Source organism: Aquimarina sp. RZ0, assembly GCF_008370685.1.
In the GTDB taxonomy this organism is placed as follows: domain Bacteria; phylum Bacteroidota; class Bacteroidia; order Flavobacteriales; family Flavobacteriaceae; genus Aquimarina.
In genome coordinates, this window is record NZ_VTZU01000040.1 from 1 (window position 1) to 18,495 (window position 18,495).

General features: G+C 32.4%; 15 protein-coding genes. 7 read left to right on the forward strand and 8 right to left on the reverse strand.

Annotation, left to right across the window (positions count from 1 at the left end):
• Positions 1-350: 350 nt before the first annotated feature.
• On the reverse strand, positions 351-872 hold the full coding sequence (locus tag F0000_RS15670; RefSeq protein WP_149625675.1) for a hypothetical protein: 522 nt from the start codon (positions 870-872) through the stop codon (positions 351-353).
• A 305-nt stretch (positions 873-1,177) separates the two neighbouring features.
• Here F0000_RS15670 and F0000_RS15675 point away from each other — a divergent pair, with 305 nt between their 5' ends.
• Positions 1,178-2,335 (forward strand): gliding motility-associated C-terminal domain-containing protein, encoded by a 1,158-nt coding sequence (locus F0000_RS15675; RefSeq protein WP_149625676.1) that lies wholly within the window; start codon positions 1,178-1,180, stop codon positions 2,333-2,335.
• Positions 2,336-2,474: 139 nt separating this feature from the next.
• Here the strand turns inward: F0000_RS15675 and F0000_RS15680 are convergent, their stop codons facing one another.
• The 4 genes from F0000_RS15680 to F0000_RS15695 all read right to left on the reverse strand — a co-directional run bounded on the left by F0000_RS15680 (position 2,475) and on the right by F0000_RS15695 (position 8,078).
• Positions 2,475-3,749: an amidohydrolase family protein gene (locus tag F0000_RS15680; RefSeq protein WP_149625677.1), complete on the reverse strand. Its 1,275-nt coding sequence runs from the start codon at positions 3,747-3,749 to the stop codon at positions 2,475-2,477.
• Between the two features lie 142 nt (positions 3,750-3,891).
• The gene (locus F0000_RS15685) at positions 3,892-5,502 is read right to left on the reverse strand and encodes a DEAD/DEAH box helicase (RefSeq protein ID WP_149625678.1); all 1,611 of its coding nucleotides are present in this window, start codon (positions 5,500-5,502) and stop codon (positions 3,892-3,894) included.
• A gap of 113 nt (positions 5,503-5,615) precedes the next feature.
• Positions 5,616-6,797, reverse strand: a complete 1,182-nt coding sequence (locus F0000_RS15690) for a hypothetical protein (protein WP_149625679.1) — start codon at positions 6,795-6,797, stop codon at positions 5,616-5,618.
• A gap of 111 nt (positions 6,798-6,908) precedes the next feature.
• Complete coding sequence (locus F0000_RS15695) at positions 6,909-8,078, reverse strand: DegT/DnrJ/EryC1/StrS aminotransferase family protein (protein ID WP_149625680.1); 1,170 nt, start codon at positions 8,076-8,078, stop codon at positions 6,909-6,911.
• Between the two features lie 325 nt (positions 8,079-8,403).
• Between F0000_RS15695 and F0000_RS15700 the strand changes: the two genes are divergently transcribed.
• Positions 8,404-9,657 (forward strand): 3-deoxy-D-manno-octulosonic acid transferase, encoded by a 1,254-nt coding sequence (locus tag F0000_RS15700; protein ID WP_149625681.1) that lies wholly within the window; start codon positions 8,404-8,406, stop codon positions 9,655-9,657.
• A gap of 43 nt (positions 9,658-9,700) precedes the next feature.
• Here the strand turns inward: F0000_RS15700 and F0000_RS15705 are convergent, their stop codons facing one another.
• Positions 9,701-10,357 (reverse strand): DUF2461 domain-containing protein, encoded by a 657-nt coding sequence (locus F0000_RS15705; RefSeq protein WP_149625682.1) that lies wholly within the window; start codon positions 10,355-10,357, stop codon positions 9,701-9,703.
• 108 nt (positions 10,358-10,465) lie between these two features.
• Here F0000_RS15705 and F0000_RS15710 point away from each other — a divergent pair, with 108 nt between their 5' ends.
• Positions 10,466-10,753 carry a hypothetical protein gene (locus tag F0000_RS15710; RefSeq protein WP_149625683.1) on the forward strand — a complete coding sequence of 96 codons (288 nt, stop codon included), beginning with the start codon at positions 10,466-10,468 and terminating at the stop codon, positions 10,751-10,753.
• 115 nt (positions 10,754-10,868) lie between these two features.
• Here F0000_RS15710 and F0000_RS15715 read toward each other — a convergent pair whose 3' ends face one another.
• Both F0000_RS15715 and F0000_RS15720 read right to left on the reverse strand, forming a co-directional pair.
• Positions 10,869-11,489: a deoxynucleoside kinase gene (locus F0000_RS15715; RefSeq protein WP_149625684.1), complete on the reverse strand. Its 621-nt coding sequence runs from the start codon at positions 11,487-11,489 to the stop codon at positions 10,869-10,871.
• A gap of 7 nt (positions 11,490-11,496) precedes the next feature.
• Entirely contained in the window at positions 11,497-12,282 is a 786-nt protein-coding gene (locus tag F0000_RS15720; RefSeq protein WP_149625685.1) for a hypothetical protein, read from the reverse strand.
• A gap of 357 nt (positions 12,283-12,639) precedes the next feature.
• On the opposite strand from F0000_RS15720, the gene F0000_RS15725 reads away from it, so the two are divergent.
• The 4 genes from F0000_RS15725 to F0000_RS15740 all read left to right on the forward strand — a co-directional run bounded on the left by F0000_RS15725 (position 12,640) and on the right by F0000_RS15740 (position 18,130).
• The gene (locus F0000_RS15725; RefSeq protein WP_149625686.1) at positions 12,640-14,037 is read left to right on the forward strand and encodes a T9SS type A sorting domain-containing protein; all 1,398 of its coding nucleotides are present in this window, start codon (positions 12,640-12,642) and stop codon (positions 14,035-14,037) included.
• Between the two features lie 218 nt (positions 14,038-14,255).
• Positions 14,256-15,170 (forward strand): DUF302 domain-containing protein, encoded by a 915-nt coding sequence (locus F0000_RS15730; RefSeq protein ID WP_149625687.1) that lies wholly within the window; start codon positions 14,256-14,258, stop codon positions 15,168-15,170.
• A gap of 154 nt (positions 15,171-15,324) precedes the next feature.
• On the forward strand, positions 15,325-15,840 hold the full coding sequence (locus tag F0000_RS15735; RefSeq protein WP_188112144.1) for a DUF302 domain-containing protein: 516 nt from the start codon (positions 15,325-15,327) through the stop codon (positions 15,838-15,840).
• A 1,096-nt stretch (positions 15,841-16,936) separates the two neighbouring features.
• A complete protein-coding gene (locus F0000_RS15740; RefSeq protein WP_149625689.1) occupies positions 16,937-18,130 on the forward strand; it encodes a serine hydrolase in 1,194 nt (397 codons plus the stop codon).
• Positions 18,131-18,495: the final 365 nt, after the last annotated feature.

Below are 18,495 nucleotides of genomic sequence, written 5' to 3' on the forward strand. Positions count from 1 at the left end.
TGCAAATGCGCCATCTTTGCCAAATAAACTCTTGCCGCTCATAAATTGTTCAAGAGCTTTCTTCTCTAGTTCTTGTTGTTCTGTATTTGTCATCTTATCTGAATAATGTGTAAATTAAAAATTTAGTGTTCAGACAAGGTTATATTTACACTCTCATACAATCTAGTCACAGTGTTTAGACTTTAAAAGAACATCAACTTTACTGCGATATTTATACTTAAATTGGTATTAAAAGATGATTCTTTTAAGTTTTAGTTTTTATACATATACTGTTAGTTTTTTTATGAGATTAACTGTGATGTCTTTCTAAAAATGGTATCTCGTCAATGTAGTTTTATAAAACAGACTTGTTATCTGCCACTATTAATATTTTTTTCTGCTTTGAATTGAGTTTCAAGATATAGTTCTTTCCAGACCCCATCACGATAATTCCCCACTTTAAAGTTATAAGTATAGTCATCAACATATTCCCACATATCCGTAACAAGTGATTCACCATATTGATATTGATAAAACATGTTTTTATCATTAATTATTACTTCTCCTTGAGTAAGTCCGCCAAAAACATCAAACTCCCAGAATTTAATTGTTTTTGTTTTACTATCGAATTTTCTGATTCCGTGATTACGCCAGCCATATTTACTTTGTTTTTTATCTATGAATCCTTTAGATTTTGCAATGATTATTGTGTTATTTAGATCAAACGTGAAGATTGTTTCTTGTTTGAACTTACTCCCATCACTCCATTTCCCTTCTGCTTTCCACTCTTTTCCTACCAGGTTTTTGAATATTGAAAGATTTGATTCTTGTCCTAATATTACCTGAGTTATAAAAAGAAGCAACGTTATTATTTTTATAGTTCGAGCATTCATGAGATAGTTATTTGATGAAACATGTACTAAGATACTGGCAAATTATTTTTAACGATCTATTTATTCTTTTTTTATATTTCTATTAAATGAGTTCAATGACTATGCTTTTTAGAATTGGTATGATCAGCTTATCTCTTAATTACTTCCATTCACCGATGTTTATTAGTTCTAATCTTCGTTAAAACCATTTAACGCATTAAAATATTCATTTATCTATATATGCTTCCTGCTTATCTAATATTACCAAATATAAGGTCTTTCCTCATATATCTTTACGGTAAATAAATGCCAAAAACATAATAAGGATGTCAACAGTAAGAAATATAACAACTACTTTAATTACAATAATAATGACTGGGGTAGTATGTTCACAAGAAGCTTTTCATAATTTCGGAGATGTTCAAATTCATGGTAAGGGACAAATTGGTTTTCATATAGATGTTACGAATGATGGAGATTTTGATAATAACCTGGGAAAAGTTGGTTTTTATAATGACGGTAGTCTTTTGGTATCCGGGACTAAATCACCAGTATTTTATGACATAGAGATTGATGTTATAGAAGATATGTTCTTAGAAGTAGGTGTTGGAGTTGTAAACTTTCAGGAATTTATTAATGGCAAAGTATTTACGCCAAGAGATCAAAAAGATATTTCCTTAATGTATATAGGTGATACTCCCTATTTAGGAGAGAGTAATGACCGATATATTGATGGATATGCATCAATGACCGGGGAATTAGATTTTTCTTTTCCTGTAGGAGATGATTTTAGAATAAGACCTATCAAAATTGAAAGTGCAGCAGTTAGTACATCCAGAGCTGCTTACTTTTTTGAAAATCCAAATACGCCTAATTTTTTTGTAGAAAGTTTTGATACGAATGCTTTTGATGATTTCTTATTTGGAGTTAGTGTTTTTGAATTTTGGGATTTGGATGGTACTCAAGAAACAAGAGTTTCTCTGACCTGGGATTCGAATAGTAATATACCTACTTTGGTTAATAATCTAGAAGATTTAAGAGTTGTAGGGTGGCATAAAGAATTAAAAAAATGGGTAAATTTAGGAAACACTAATTTTACTGGAAATACGGATCAGGGAGAGATTACTTCTGATGTGATTATCCCGGATGAGTATGAGGTATTGACTTTTGGATCTTCTACCAGATTGTTAGATGGTGATTTAGAGATTTTTACTGCGGTATCTCCTAATGGAGATGGTTTTAATGATACTTTTACAATTCAAGGGCTAGCAAAATTTCCAGAAAATGAACTAATGATTTATAACAGATGGGGAGTATTGGTTTTTCAGAAACAGGCGTACCATGAGAATCAAAATTTCGCAGGTATTTCTGAAGGTAGAGCGACTATTTCTCAAAAGACAGAGTTGCCAGAAGGTACATACTATTATGTTTTAAAAATCGAAGGAGCAAAAGATAAAGCTGGATACTTATATATAAATAGATAAAGAAATAGCACTAAAAATAGTGTTTCTTTATTAATTTGAGATGATTTTGCACGATCATCGAGATTTAAATACTCAGAGGCTTGTCTCGAAATCGATTTTTTTTTTCAATAAATGCCTGATGGACTTGCTCCGAGATAGTTTACTGCTTAAACACTTTTCCATCTTTCATAACGAACACTACATTTTCCATAGTAGAAATATCTTTAGTAGGATCTTCGTTTACAGCTACAATGTCTGCAAAAAAGTCTGGAGCAATTTGTCCTAGCTGAGTTCTCATATTGAGTATTTTGGCATTTACAATCGTGGCACATTGTATCGTGGTCATTGCCGGCATGCCTGCTTCTACCATATATGCAAATTCTTTTGCATTTTGTCCGTGCTTAAATACTCCTGCATCTGTGCCAAAAGCAATACGTACTCCACGCTTAAAGGCTTTGCTAAAAGTATTTTGTATCTGAGGACCAATTTCTAGTGCTTTGGGAACTATAATCGCTGGATAATACCCATCGATTGCCGCTTTTTCTGTAACTTCTTTTCCGGCAGTAATAGTTGGAACAAGATATGCCTTATACTTTTTCATAAGATCCATGGTCTTGGTACTCATAAGAGTTCCGTGCTCTATTGTTTTTACACCTCCCAAAATTGCACGCTGCATTCCTTCATCACCATGGGCGTGTGCGGCTACATGAAACCCATAATCTTTAGCAGTTTTTGTAATTTCTTTGATCTCCTCTACTGTAAACTGAGGATTAGAACTACTTTTGGCAACGCTTAATACGCCTCCTGTAGCTGTAATTTTGATCAAATCTGCTCCATTTTTATAACGTTGACGAACAGCTTTTTTAGCATCTTCAATACTATTTACAACACCATCTTTTGGCCCCGGATCACCAATTTCAGATCTTTTATTACCATTAGTAGGATCAGCATGCCCTCCTGTAGTAGCCAGTGATTTACCTGCAGTAAAAATACGTGGACCGTCAATCCTCCCTTTATTAATAGCCTTTTTTAAGGATATATTTACACCACTGCCGCCAAGATCTCTGACGGTAGTAAACCCTGCCAGGAGTGTTGCCTCTGCAAATCCTACAGAATTGTAAGCTACATCAGCTTCGCTTGCAGTATATTTCTCTAAATAAGCATTTGGGTTCGTCTCCTGTTCCAAATGAACATGCATATCTATTAATCCTGGCATCACCGTTTTGTTTTTAAGATTAATGGTAATGTCATCGGGATTTCCATCCAGATAACCGCTCTCGACTTTTATAATTTTGTTGCCAGAGACTACCACAGTTTTTTCGGTTAGTATCGTTCCTGTTTTAGTATCTATTAATTTTCCACAATGTAGATATGTGTTTTGCGATAGAATAGTCGTACTAATTAATGCAAAAATTAGCGTGTAAAAAAATTTCATAAGCCCTTGAATTATATAAAGTTGTTGCGTGACTAAGTTAGTAATATAATTCAAAATGAAATAATTTAAAAATCGATCATTGTTTTTTTGAGTATACATACTGATTTTAGAATCATTACTCAAGAGGAGCTGTATTGATAAATTACTTTAATAATTCATTCAGGTCATTTTCTATTTTAATATAATCAGGAATGGCATCTTTCGAGATTATTTCATCAGACAAATGTTTTTTTCGTTTTTGTAACTGTACTATTTTTTCTTCAATTGTATTTTTAGTGATAAAACGAGAAACCATAACATTATTAGTCTGACCGATACGATGTGATCGCGCAATTGCTTGTTTTTCTATAAAAGGGTTCCACCAGGGATCTAATAAAACTACATAAGATGCCTTGGTAAGATTAAGACCAACCCCACCTGCTTTTAGAGAGATAAAAAATAAGGGAATAGCATCATTTTCCTGAAATTCATTTACGATAGCTTCTCGATCAGAGCTCTGAACTTTACCTGTTAAGGTAAGGAAAGAAATGTTATTACTGGTACACCATTCCTGATAGATGCCCAGATGAGATACAAAAGAGCTAAATATGAGTACTTTTTTATGAGATCGTACCAGTGTATTTAGATAGGAGGTGACATCCTGAAATTTACCAGATGGATCTTCTGAAGCTATGTTTAGTAATTTGGGATGATTGGCTAACTGACGTAATTTTGTCAATGTGTTCATAATATGAATCTTATTTGTAGAAACCGGATCGATACCTAGCAATAGATTTCTGGCGGCTGATTTTTGGGATTCATATTCTTTTTCTTGTGCAGCTAACATTTCAGTATAAATAATTTGTTCTGATAACTCAGGTAAATCTTTTGCTACTTGTTCTTTGGTTCTTCTCAGGATGAATGGTTCGATTAATGTTTTTAACTCAGAGATTCGCTCTAAATTCTGATGTTTTTCTATAGGGATTTTAAAATGATCTTTAAAAAATGAAAAACTACCTAACATCCCCGGATTAATAAATTCCATCTGTGACCATAGGTCTGCCAAGGAATTTTCTATAGGTGTACCACTTAGTGAAATTTTATGAATTGCGGAGATACTATTGATTGCTTGAAATATTTTTGATTCCTTATTTTTGATTTGCTGACTTTCATCAGTTATTAGGTATGAAAACGTGGTCTTCTTTAGAATATTTATATCTCTGGATACCGTAGCATAGGTGGTAAGAATGATATCATAAGTTTCGATATATGGTGCTGTTTTTTTACGATCAGCCCCGGTGTATTTTACAATATTTAGATGAGGCGCAAATTTTATGATTTCCTGCGCCCAGTTAAATACCAATGATGATGGTAAAACGATGAGCGCTTTTAAGTACGTTTTTATTTCCAGCGGGTCGCTAAACAGGTCCAGTCGTACTTTTTTTACTTCACCTTCTTCTGGAGAGAGCTGTTCTTTTGCAAAATCTAATACAGCAATTGTCTGTAATGTCTTCCCTAATCCCATATCATCTGCAAGACAAGCACCGAGTTGGTTTTGGTAGTGTTTTATAAGCCATTTTACACCTGCTTCCTGGTAGGGTCTTAACGAAGCTTTTAATCTAGTTGATTGTCGATACTCCAGGCTCGTATTTTCATGTATTACAAGTTCTTCTGGAGGAACGATATCCTGGAGTATAGTATAATTACTTTTGGGGACTTGTATACTGTTGTTTTCTACTTTTCCAAAATCTGCAAGTTTTTTATAGCGACTCATCCAGGTTATCGGAATGATAAAAACGTGTGTATCATCAATCCGATAGAAACGGTTATTGCTTTTTATGTTTTTTATAAATCTGGAGAAAGGAATTTCTAACGATCCTATAGTTACTATTCCCTTGATGTCAAACCAGTCGTTTTTTTTTTGTTTTGAATTTTAATCTGATGTGAATCTAGATTTATAGTTCTATCTTCTAATGAAGGAAGCATTATCTTAAAACCTTCACCTTCCAGTTGTTTATAGTTTTGTTGCACCCAATTAAAAATAGCCAGAGGATCTTCTGATGTTTCAATTTCTAAGAAGAGATTGTTATTTACTGCTAATCCTTTGGATTCCAGAAGAGAAATTATTTCTTTTTCTGCATCGTGATCTCTTTTGGTTTGTGTAATTTGGATTTCTTCCTGAGCCCCAAAATTTACATTAGAAGAAGTGTTTTTGGCACTGTTAAAATCAAAAGAAGCTTGCTCATAGTGAAACACAACTTTTGCTACATAATTTTCTTTTATAAAATCCTGAATGATTTCAATCTCATAAGAAACGATGTTTTTGTAAATACGTATTTCAAAACCATTAGCTACAACATCTACATTTTTAATAACAGGGATAATGACTTTATCCAGATATGTCTTTATGTGTTTTTTGGCGATGGTAATTTTTTCTTTACTAAAAAAAGGCTTTAATTTATTAGCATTCAGGTTTTCTATATGATGAACATGCGTACCTATTGTAATACAAGAAGGTTCGTTCAATAATATTTGGATATCGTGATTTTGTGGGATAATGACCTTTTCATTATCTTTTAAAGAAAATGAATAATCAATTCCTTCTTCTGTTTTTGTAAACTCTAATATGGGGGTTAGTGTGTTGTTGTTTGTAGAAAGCCTGTGATCTTCAAACGGATCTTTTCTTTGAGCATTATAGCTAATTGCATATTGATTAGTAATCACTAATTCATAAAAAACGGATAAGTTTTTATGAATATGGCTACTCACAACTTCTTTCATTTGAGGATCTTTGATAATATCGGCAAGCCCAAAGTTTTTTCTTTTTTTTGCCGGTCTGAAACGTTGTTCTAGCATAACCGGTTTTAGGATAGCGCATATATCTAAGAGTTGTTCATGAGATGTCTCTAAGTAGGGTATCCCAAAACTTTTTAGCGTGTCTGGGGTTGCTTGTTTTTCTACATACCCTAATTGGTTATTTGTTATAGGGACAATATAGGCTTCTGGTAGCGGAGGAATTCCAGGTAAATTATGATCGACTAGATTATAACAGATACAAAGTGAATCCATTGAAAATGTGTATTGATTGGTTATAGTTAATTAAACTAAAGGGGTAAATATTTTTTTTAAACTTAAAAATAAGATTACCAACCCTAGTTTTAAGTGAATAAGCATATCGTATTATTGAATCACAAAATCAATAACAGTTTTTGTGATAAAATCAATTTGTTCAGTGTCTAATTCTGTATGCATTGGTAAAGAAATTACTTCTTTTATCAATTGATTTGTAATAGGGAAATCAGCTTCATCATATCGAGCATCCATATAGGCTTTTTGTTTATGCAAAGGAATTGGATAATATACACCACAAGGAATTCCCTGGGCATTAAGATGCTTTACCAAAGCATCACGATTAGTATTTACTACGCGCAATGTATATTGATGAAATACATGACAATTACAAGTGTCACAAATTATGGTTTCATTAGTTTCACAATTATTGCCTTTTACTTTTGGTATAATAATACGATCAACACCTTTAAAAGCTTCATTATATTTTCTGGCAGCTTCTCTTCTGGCATTATTATACTGATCCAGATGTGGTAGTTTTGCTCTAAGAACTGCAGCTTGTATAGAATCTAATCTAGAATTTACACCTACTACATCATGGTGGTATCGCTTATACATTCCGTGGTTAACAATACCTCTTATCGTATGCGCCAGATCATCATCATTAGTAAAAATAGCTCCACCATCTCCATAACAACCTAAATTTTTGGAAGGGAAAAAAGAAGTAGATGATACATGACCAATAGTTCCGGTTTTAGCTCCTTTTCCGTCCGCAAATTTATAACTGGCACCAATACCTTGTGCATTATCTTCTATAACATATAAGCCATGCTCATTGGCAATTTCCATGATAGCAGCCATATTGGCCGCCTGACCAAACAAATGAACAGGAACAATAGCTTTTGTATTAGGGGTAATTGCTTTGCGAATAGCATCAGGATTAATATTAAAAGAATCGAGTTCTACATCTACCAATACAGGTGTTAGTTTTAATAATGCAATTACTTCTACAGTAGCAGCAAATGTAAAGTCTGCAGTAATTACTTCATCACCCGGTTTTAGTCCAAGTCCCATCATGGCAATCTGCAATGCATCCGTACCATTGGCACAGGGGATTACATGTTTTATATCTAAGTATTCTTCTAATTCTTTCTGTAAGCTGTGTACTTCTGGACCATTAATAAAAGCGGTAGCGTTTATAACTTCTGAGATAGAGGTGTCTATACGTTCTTTTATATGCTCATATTGACCTTTTAAGTCAACCATTTGAATCTTCCTCATTAAACATGTTTTGTGACTCGACGAAAGTACAAAATTATGATACGATTGGCAATGTGATCATCACTTTTGATGTGTTTTTATTGCATTTCTTTAAATTAGAGACACTGCTAAGCTTATTGTATCCTAAATTTGACAGTTATAAAATTATTATTTTTACCTTAATAAATTGAAGATTACAAAAGCTTATTGTCCCTTCAGGAATGTGTTTACAGGATTCGTAGTATAAAAGATAAAAAATATTTCTGAATATTTTATGAACTGCTTTTTTTGAAATAGGGAAATAGCATAAAGAACTGTATTTTAGCTGCACATAAAATGATTACTTTTGGGTCTCTTATATACTATCTTAATTACTCTCTTCAATAGATTGCTTCCTGTTATTGGACGATTAAGTCCAAAACTTGCATTATTTGTTAATGGAAGAAAAAATGTCTTTGATATACTTGCGAGCAATATACATTCTGAAGATCAGGTTCTTTGGTTTCATTGTGCTTCTTTGGGAGAGTATGAGCAAGGTGTTCCTCTAATGGAGGTGCTTAAGGAGAAATATCCGAGTTATAAATTATTGGTTACATTTTTTTCTCCTTCTGGTTATGAGGTAAAGAAACATAGCCAATTAGCAGATCTTATTGTCTATCTACCATTAGATACTAAATTAAATGCACGAAGATTTATAAAGTTAGTTGATCCTGAACTTGCCGTTTTTATAAAATATGAATTTTGGCCAAATTACCTCAGAGAATTACAAAGAAAAAATATCCCTATTACTATTGTGTCGGCTGTTTTTAGAGAAAATCAGTCTTTTTTTAGATGGTATGGAGGTTTTATGAAGAATGCATTAAAAACGATTGATCATTTTTTTGTTCAGGATTCGATTTCTGAAGAGTTATTGAATCAAGCCGGTTTTGATAATGTAACAATTAGTGGTGATACTCGATTTGATCGGGTGTCTCGACAAATAGAGATGGACAATCGGGTAGATTTTATTTCAGAATTTATAAATCATAGACGTTGTATTGTGGTTGGAAGTTCCTGGGCAGAGGATGAGGATGTTTTTATAGATTTTATAAATAATGCATCAGAAGAAGTGTGTTTTATCATTGCGCCCCATGAGATTAAAGATGCTGGTATCAATGTGCTAAAGCAAAAATTAAAACAAAAAACCATTTTATTTTCAGAAAAGAAAGGGGGAAACATAACAGATTACCAGGTGTTTGTTATGAATACTATTGGGTATTTGTCACGAATATATAGTTATGCCGATATTGCTTATGTAGGGGGGGCTATGGGAACTTCTGGCTTGCATAATATCCTGGAACCGGCAACTTTTGGAATTCCTATTGTCATAGGTCAGCATTTTGAGAAATTTAGAGAAGCTCAACAATTGCAAAAACTTGCTGGATTATTTTCTGTTTCTACTGCTGCAGAATTTACTGTAATTATGAATAGATTATTAGAGGATAAAAAATTCAGAGAGCAAACAGGCATGATATCTGGACATTTTATTAATAGCAATACCGGAGCAACAAATACTATTATTAAGTATTTCGTAGCAATATTAGATAGTAAAAAAGAATAGTATTTTCTCAATACTTATCTTATAATTCAACTGATGAATGGTATTAAACTGTGACTGCCTGATTTAGATATCTTCTAAAAGGAAGCATTTCTTTGTAGACTTCAATAACTTTTTCTTCAAAATTAGTATCCAGTACTTCTTCTTTTGTCACTGGACGGATGACAGCTATGGTTTTAAGACGAAGTAAATTGATGTGCTGATGATTCATTGCATACCCTTTTGGAGCTTTTTTTAGCATATCTTTATCTGATAACAATCCTCCAAAAGTTTTTTGAAAACTCTTTTTGTTTAGTATAGTCACCAGTTCTTCACCATTATAATCAATTGCTTCTCTTATACTATTTAGAATATTAGGAGCAGGTTTCCAGTATCCACCCGCCAGTTCACAATCATCGATGCCTATCTGGATATAAAAATCTCCTTGTTTGGAACGTTGATCCAATCCTGCGGCAAAGTGATTTTTATAAACAGGTTTGTTAGGGTGAAAAAGTAAATTGTTATTAATGCGATTGATTCCTTTTTTCCCTGATGTCGGGTAATAGTCAGGATCAATGGTAGCAAGTTTTGCATCCAAATTATCTAACCAATCAATGAAAAAGCTACGAACTGTTTGATACCATTTTCGATTAATATCCATCCATTCTTTATTGTTGTTTTGTTGTAGTTCTGAAAGGAATTGAAATAAATCATTGAAATTCATTGTGTTAAAAAAATTAAGGTTTTTTGTGAAAACATTACCAAGGTAATAGAAATAGTGAGATTAGAACACCGTTATAGCCACATAATAACAAACAAAAATTTTCATATTATGAAAAAAGTAATTTTAGCAGTCGCGTTTTTGTTTACTTTAAATGTAGTATTTGTTTCTTGCAGAGATACGAGCAAAGAGACAGAAACACCTGTAGAGCCAACTAGCGAAGTTCAAAACGAAGTAGAGAATACCGCAGAAGAAGCTGTGAAAGAAGCTGCTGAGATAGAAAAAGAAGTAGAACAAGCAGTAAAAGAAGCTGAAGCACAAAAAGATAACGCTCTGGATAAGGCTGCTGTCAAAGAAGACAGTCAGGAAACTAAAACAGAGGGTGAACAACAGACTTAATAAGTTATCTTGGATTATAACTTATGTAAGTAAAAGACCTTTCTTGATCGAAAGGTCTTTTTTATGATTAGTCAGGATAAGGTCTTTAGATCAATTCAAATTATATAGACTATAATCATTCTTGAAATAAACCATTTAACTCAGCGTCAATACGATTTATAATAGTACCCAGATCTTCAGGATTGTCTACAAAATTAAGATGATCTACATCAACAATTAATAAATTACCTTTGTCATATCCATGAGCCCAGGCTTCATATCTTTCATTCAGCCTACTTAAATAATCAATACTAATTGTATTTTCATATTCCCTTCCTCTTTTATGTATTTGAGCTACTAAATTAGGAATGCTGCTTCTAAGATAAATTAATAAATCAGGACCTTCTACGACACTTTCCATTAAATCAAAAAGTGATTTATAATTTTCAAAATCACGATTGGTCATTAACCCCATAGCATGAAGGTTTGGTGCAAAAATATAAGCATCTTCATAAATCGTTCTATCTTGTATAATATCTTTTCCACTCTCTCGGATCTCAAGAATTTGTCTAAAACGACTATTCAAGAAATAAATTTGCAGGTTAAAAGACCAACGTTCCATTTTATTATAGAAATCCTCTAAATATGGATTTTCCAGCACATCTTCAAACTGAGGTTCCCATCTATAATGCTTAGCTAATAATTTAGTTAATGTTGTTTTTCCGGCACCAATATTTCCTGCAATGGCTACATGCATATGTAAATTATTTTTTTTGGGGTATTAATTCAAAACTGTAAATCTTACTTTGGTGGTAAATATAAAGGATTTCATTAGTAACATAAAACTGTTTTACAGGAATTTGAGGAAGATTTATTTTTTCTATTTCTTGATGTGCAATTGATAAATAATATATCCCATCATCTTTATGCATAATCAAATCATCATTTATAATTTTAATATCCAAAAACTCTTTATTTTCAATAGTATCTAGAAGGCTACCGTAAATATTGTATCTGAAAAGCTTTGTGGGTGTAAGTATCCAACAATAGTTAAAATTCCCCCTTTGTACAATTGGAATTTCATTAATAGGCTGAGTAGTAGCCAATGTTTTATCAGAATCGGTATCAAAAACCTCTAATAACTGTGTATTACTGTCAAAGATCCAAAGATTATTATCATTTGCAGCTGAAACTCGGGTCACTGCCTTAAAATCTGCAATAGTATTAAAATTAATTCTTTTAATTTCTGAAAGATATTTATCTACAAGAACCACCGTGTTTGAGGATTCATAGAATAAAATAATTTTTAATGGATTACGGATAGAAACGGATGTGAGTTTTCCTAAAATAAAATCACCAAATTGCCATTCGTGATCATTCCATTTTTTATAAAAAATATCTCCTTTACTGTAATAAATAGCACCAAAAGAATCAATGCCCAGAAATCTATCTGCTTTTAGAGAAATAGAATCTTTTATAATAAGATCCTGTTGGGCAGATATAGTAGTTAGCGTGCTAAATAATACTAAAAAGAAAACTATTTTGTTCATTGATAAGCAAAGTACAAAAAAAAGCAAAATATCAAGAAGGTACTTCTCTGGTTTTTCTATTTTATCAGCATCTTGTGCAAGATTGTAAAAATATTATCTAAAAAAAATGACAATCCGATCCATGATCTACGATGGTAGAAAAATGTCTTTACAAAAAATCATAGTTTTTGAAAATAATGAATTTTTTTTTAGGGTAATTCTTAAGATAGTTGTTATACTTTATAAACACGTTGTGTAAGCAAACTAAGGATCAAGGAATAGTATTTCTCTTTATATAAGAATACTAACAGATGAGAATATTTTGTTAAACACAGATATTTGATTAGAAATTCAATAAACCTAATAATATTTACACAAATGAAAACTCGTTTATTCTCTCTATTTTTTTTAATGATTTTAGGGTCTGGGGTCTCACAGACTTTAGAAGTGCTAGGAAAAAGAATGTTTAACCCCAATAATTGGGATATACCTCTGGTTAAGGATTTGTATCTGGATAGTAACAATAACATATATGCATATATACAAAGAGGAGTACCGGTTGGGCAACCCTCAAGCAGGAATTTTGATTTATTGAGATATGATCCATTAAATAATGCCTGGGATATAGTGATTGATAATGATAACTCAATGGCTTCAATAGTGGCATTCCCTCAAGGAGTAATCGGTCAGAAAGATGGGAGTGTTATTGCCGTAGGGGATAAAGATACGAATGATGGTCATTTTGTATATACTATAGAGCCTGATGGGGAAATAATTCCTTTTGGAGTACAGCCTGATTTTACAGGTCGTAATGCAGGGAGTGATATCAAACCTGTTCAAGATCCTACAACAGGAGATCTTTATTATTCTCATAATCTCATCGATATTACTGTAGAACGATGGGATGGTACCCAATGGACTACATTACCGGCTATAGTTGAAAATATTTCTGGAGGTTCATCATCGGGGATAGGCATTGATGAAGAAGGGGCTATTTATGTGGTTTACAGAGATCCGAGTACCGGTAATAGGGTCAGTGTAGTAATTTTTAATGAAACCACTAATTCCTGGGATGAACTCTATCGTGGGTCAGATATTGTTAACACTGTGGATATTGATGTAATATCATCAGATGAAATTTATGTTACAAGTCACAATTCAACCAATGGAGTTTCTGTGGTTCATTATGACGGTTCTGATTTTACCCAATTGGGAGAAACAATACCCAGTTTTTCTGATTCGGTGATCCGGCCTGTTGGATTTTTAAGAACAGCAGTTGGTGATCTTTATATTAATGTTTTTGATCCGGATAATGGTAATAATGCGTTTTATGTTTTTAATAGAATTACCAATGACTGGGATCAAATTACTAATAATATTCTGGGAGGTGGAACTATATCAGGGTTTCTGTCAGCTATGGTAGAGATTGATGGTGCGGTAGTAGTAGGATATAATGAATCAAATGCAATTACATTTATTAAATATACTCCTAATATCCTTTCCACTCAGGAAGAAGAGATAAAAAAAGAGGTAGCTTTTACTGTGTATCCTAATCCAACTGATAATTTTGTGACTATTAAAACCAATATTAGTTTACAGCAATTCCACATATCAATACTGGATATTTCTGGTAAAAAAATTAGTGAGGTAGTAAGTGCTAGGAGATCAGGGGAGTTACAAGTTGATTTTTCATCACTAAGTAAAGGAATATACATAATAGAGGTAGAAGAAAAAAAGACAGCCAATAAGTTGATTAAAAGGATAGTAGTGAAGTGAGAATTGTGTTGTAATCTTCCTTTGTTTAAAAAACTGATTAGTACTGACTTGCTTAAAAGTAGGACTGTAAATAACTGCCAGCGATTAAGTGAGACATATTAGAGAGTCAAGGATGATTGGAGGTATGTATATATAGTTAATTTACTTGTAACAGAAAATAAATTCATATATTTTCTGTTATTAGATATACTATATATAACTCTAAAAATCAAAACTTTATGGAAATCAGGTCTCTTTTTTATGTGTTTATTTTTTCAATTATTTTTGTTTCATGTGATGATGATACCACAACGCCAGATCAAAATTCTATTTTGTTAAGTGGATTGACTATTGGTGTAAGTGCAGAAACATTTAGCATTTCAGATCAGAAAATTACTGATGCTCTAGATGCCGTAAATCCAATAAATATTATCGCCCAGGTTAATCATACTGAGAATGCAGCCTCTGTAGGATTGGAATTAGATAGTACTAAAGTTATTATTTTTGGGAACCCGGCTATAGGTACTCCTATAATGCAGAAGAATCAATTGGCAGGTTTAGACTTACCACAAAAGATGTTTTTGTTTAGAGATGCTTCAGGAGTAGTAAGAGTAGTATATAATAATACTTCTTATTTAATAGCCAGATATGGATTAGAGGAAATAGAAGAGCTTAACGTAGCTGGAATTGCATTAGAAAACTTTGCAACTACTGTAACAGATGAATTAGTTGATACAAGTGCAGCATCTCTGAACGAAGGAGAAGGCATTATTACTAAAACCAGTACCCAGAGTTTTGAAGAAACATATGATGCTTTGATTGCTGCAATCAATGGTAATACTAATCTAAGATTAGTAGCTGAGGTCAATCATACAGTGAATGCTGAATCGATAGATCTAGAATTAAACCCGACCAGGCTAGTGATTTTTGGTAATCCAAATTTAGGCACACCTTTAATGCAGAATCAGCAAACTACCGGAATTGACTTACCGCAGAAAATTTTGGTTTGGGAAGATGATCAAAATGAAGTTAAAGTATCCTACAATGATCCTGCATTTCTGAGAAGTCGCCATGGGATTACAGAGAATGAAAATATCTTTACAACCATAACAACTGCACTGGATAATTTATCAAATGTGGCTACAGGGTTGTAACACCAGAAACGATATAATAATCACTTTATAGCACAAAAATTTTCAAAAGCTCCGTATTTGTTCATATTCATACGGAGCTTTTGTTATGTTAATTTTTTAATAAACTTACTGTGAGGTGTTTATGCTTCGGCTATATTTAGTCAAATTATATTTTATGAGATATTGCCTACTACTATTATTGATATGTACCATTTCAAATTCTTGTAATCAAACAGCAAAAGATTCGTCTAATGGCGAACAAACCGAATTAAAAGAAGGTATGAAAGATAAAATACAGCAGGGACTAATTACCAAGATAAGTACCAAAAGTTTTGAAGAAACATATAACGCATTAGTAGAAGTAATTACAAATAACCCTAATCTAAAGATTATTGCACAACTAGACCATCAGGCAAATGCGGCTTCTGTAGGTTTAGAATTAAATCCTACAAGAATTATTTTATTTGGAAACCCAAGATTAGGCACACCTCTTATGCAAAATGCACAAACGACTGGATTAGATTTGCCGCAGAAAATTCTGGTATGGCAAGATGAACAGGAAAAGATAAACATATCATATAATGATCCATTTTATCTGCAAGAAAGACATGGTATTTCAGAAAAAGATGAAGTGCTACAGAAAGTGAGTGGTGCATTAGATAAAATCACCAATGTGGCTGCAGGATTATAGTGTATCTAAAAAGTTATACTAGATTAGAGATTTAGATAATCAGATGTGGTTTTTTTTATTGTAGGTTACATTTATCATGTATAAAACAGCCTGAATCCAGACTAAAAAACCTTAAGGTAGTTCATAGTTATATCTGAATTACCTTCTTTGCCAGGATATTTTGTCCAGATTTCTTTACAGATAAGAAACTTCGTAACATCTCATTTGTTTCTATGGAGCTATTCAAGGCTATCGATGCTTTTTATTTTGAGGTGTGAAACAAAAAGAAATGATTTTAGCAGGTAATTTCATTTGAGGATGGGATTAAATCTATGCGCTACTCGTAGTGTCATTAAAATACTCGGGAATTTTCATAACCAGATTATAAGTACCTCTGTTGTTTGTGCTAATACCAAGTCTCCTTCAAATTTATCAAATAAAAAAGGAGCAGTTTTTTTAAACGAAAAAGAGCAAATTTGAATAAGTAATTTTAAGCAGTATAAAATATATTGTATGAAACTTATTGGTCTCAACCCGTTACTTAGGTTTTAAAATGATTCCATAGATGAGTAATCTTCTCCCCACTATTTGATGTATTATCGCTTTCTGCGATTAGGTGCAAATATTTCCGGACTTCTATAATATGTAATTAGCCACATATCATAATCATTTTGAGTATTTCTTTATGATAAAGGATGTGCTCTTTTTTCTGAAAAAAAGGACTAATACGATTTGTGATTAAAAAATTCGTATAAATTCATTGAATTATTTTTTCTTTATGCAAGGCAAAAAAATCAAGCATAGCTATAGCTACGGTTTATTTTTTAAACGAAGTAGAAAGGAAAAAGAAACGATGAAAATGCGAAATTTTTAGTTATAAATCGTATAAAACCTATTTCCTGAATTTTTATTCATAAGCAGTATTTCAATATAAAAGTTATAGACTGAAGCAACCTTCTCAATTTTGGATTGTCAGTAATAATAGTAGGGGAATAAATACAATGTTAAAAGAACCGACAACAATCTGAGGAGAGAAATGTTTAAAATACTTTACTGGGGTACTTGTATTCTTTTCTTAAGCAAATGGGTTTAGTTACAAATTTTAAAACAACATCAAATGAAAAAAATAATCACATTACTTATGCTTTCATTATTCATTATTTCTTGTGAGAAAAATGATGATAATACTCCTAATACACAGGTAGAACTTACTAATAAACTAAAAAAGATATATGAAGAATCTGATTTACCCGGATTTTCAGTTGCAATTGTCAATGATAAAAATGTCAATTACCAAAATTCTTATGGGTATGCAGATATAAAAGAAAACATAGAATTTACTTCTAATACGATTCAGAATATTGGATCAATTTCCAAAACATTTATTGCTGTAGCTATTATGAAAGCAGTAGAACAAGGAAAATTGGATCTGGATACCAATATTAATAGTTATCTCCCATTTGAGGTAACAAACCCATATCATCCAGGGCTGCCGATTACCGTGAGACATTTAGCAACTCATACCTCTGGAATTCTTGATGGGCCAGCATATGGTAGAAGCTATCTATTGCAGAATCCATCTGCTGTAAATGTATCTGAATACCCTGAAGAGTATCAGTCTTATATTGCATTTCTGAAAACCAATATTGAAATAGATGATTCTGTATTTCTGAAAAAAGTTTTATCTCAAACCGGAGAATGGTATACTCAGGATAGTTTTTCTGAAAATGCTCCCGGAACCCATCGAAAATATAGTAATATTGCAGCAGCACTAGCTGCTTATGTTGTAGAGGAAGCTGCAGGAATCTCTTATGAAGAATATATACGAATCCATATACTACGACCGCTACAGATGGATGCGACAGGATGGGGATTTGATGAGGTAAATATGGAAAATTATGCTACACTTTATTTTACAAAAGAATTTGAAGTTCCAAGATACTTTTTAATTACAAAGGCTGATGGAGGGCTGATAACTAGTAGTACTGATCTAAGTAAGTTTTTGATAGAAATGATAAAAGGATATAAGGGGAAAGGGACATTGCTATCAGAAGGTTCTTATGAAGAAATGTTTTCCTATCAAAGCAATTATGGCATATCGGTAGCAAAAGAAGGTATCTTTTGGGGAATTGAAAATACTGGTGAGATTGGTCATTCAGGAGGAGATCCGGGAATCTTAACTTTTGTTTCTTTTGATCCTGAAAAAAATAAAGGACAGCTATTTATAACAAATATTAGTGAAGGTTTTGATGAAGATATAGTTCAATCAGTTATAGAAATCTGGGATACAATAACTCAGAATAACTTTTAACAGTTACAGATTTGTAACCTGGCCATGATTGGATGAGTATCCGTATAAAGAAATGCTATGAATGGAGTTGTACTATTTGCCATTTAGATCTACTGGGATAAAATGCTTTTTTTTCATCTTTGTATCAGCATACAATAGACAGTAGTCCAGCTATACTTTATGTTTCGTCTTCTCTAAAATAAAAAAAACAGATAACTTTTAATCATCGGCTTTATCTTTTATTTTTGTGTAATACCAGTTCTCAAAAGAAATAATTTTAATTGAGAACTGAATAGCATAATAAAGTTGTTTACACTTTTTTGATTCAGGAGAAAAATAATGTTTTTTTGATTAATTGAAGTGTTTTTTGCACTTCATTGCGGCGT

Excerpts from the sequence above, each read along its gene's own strand:
- F0000_RS15670 (WP_149625675.1), bottom strand. The coding sequence starts at position 872 with ATGAATGCTCGAACTATAAAAATAATAACGTTGCTTCTTTTTATAACT.
- F0000_RS15675 (WP_149625676.1), top strand. The coding sequence starts at position 1,178 with ATGTCAACAGTAAGAAATATAACAACTACTTTAATTACAATAATAATG.
- F0000_RS15680 (WP_149625677.1), bottom strand. The coding sequence starts at position 3,749 with ATGAAATTTTTTTACACGCTAATTTTTGCATTAATTAGTACGACTATT.
- F0000_RS15685 (WP_149625678.1), bottom strand. The coding sequence starts at position 5,502 with ATGAGTCGCTATAAAAAACTTGCAGATTTTGGAAAAGTAGAAAACAAC.
- F0000_RS15690 (WP_149625679.1), bottom strand. The coding sequence starts at position 6,797 with ATGGATTCACTTTGTATCTGTTATAATCTAGTCGATCATAATTTACCT.
- F0000_RS15695 (WP_149625680.1), bottom strand. The coding sequence starts at position 8,078 with ATGAGGAAGATTCAAATGGTTGACTTAAAAGGTCAATATGAGCATATA.
- F0000_RS15705 (WP_149625682.1), bottom strand. The coding sequence starts at position 10,357 with ATGAATTTCAATGATTTATTTCAATTCCTTTCAGAACTACAACAAAAC.
- F0000_RS15710 (WP_149625683.1), top strand. The coding sequence starts at position 10,466 with ATGAAAAAAGTAATTTTAGCAGTCGCGTTTTTGTTTACTTTAAATGTA.
- F0000_RS15715 (WP_149625684.1), bottom strand. The coding sequence starts at position 11,489 with ATGCATGTAGCCATTGCAGGAAATATTGGTGCCGGAAAAACAACATTA.
- F0000_RS15720 (WP_149625685.1), bottom strand. The coding sequence starts at position 12,282 with ATGAACAAAATAGTTTTCTTTTTAGTATTATTTAGCACGCTAACTACT.
- F0000_RS15725 (WP_149625686.1), top strand. The coding sequence starts at position 12,640 with ATGAAAACTCGTTTATTCTCTCTATTTTTTTTAATGATTTTAGGGTCT.
- F0000_RS15730 (WP_149625687.1), top strand. The coding sequence starts at position 14,256 with ATGGAAATCAGGTCTCTTTTTTATGTGTTTATTTTTTCAATTATTTTT.
- F0000_RS15735 (WP_188112144.1), top strand. The coding sequence starts at position 15,325 with ATGAGATATTGCCTACTACTATTATTGATATGTACCATTTCAAATTCT.
- F0000_RS15740 (WP_149625689.1), top strand. The coding sequence starts at position 16,937 with ATGAAAAAAATAATCACATTACTTATGCTTTCATTATTCATTATTTCT.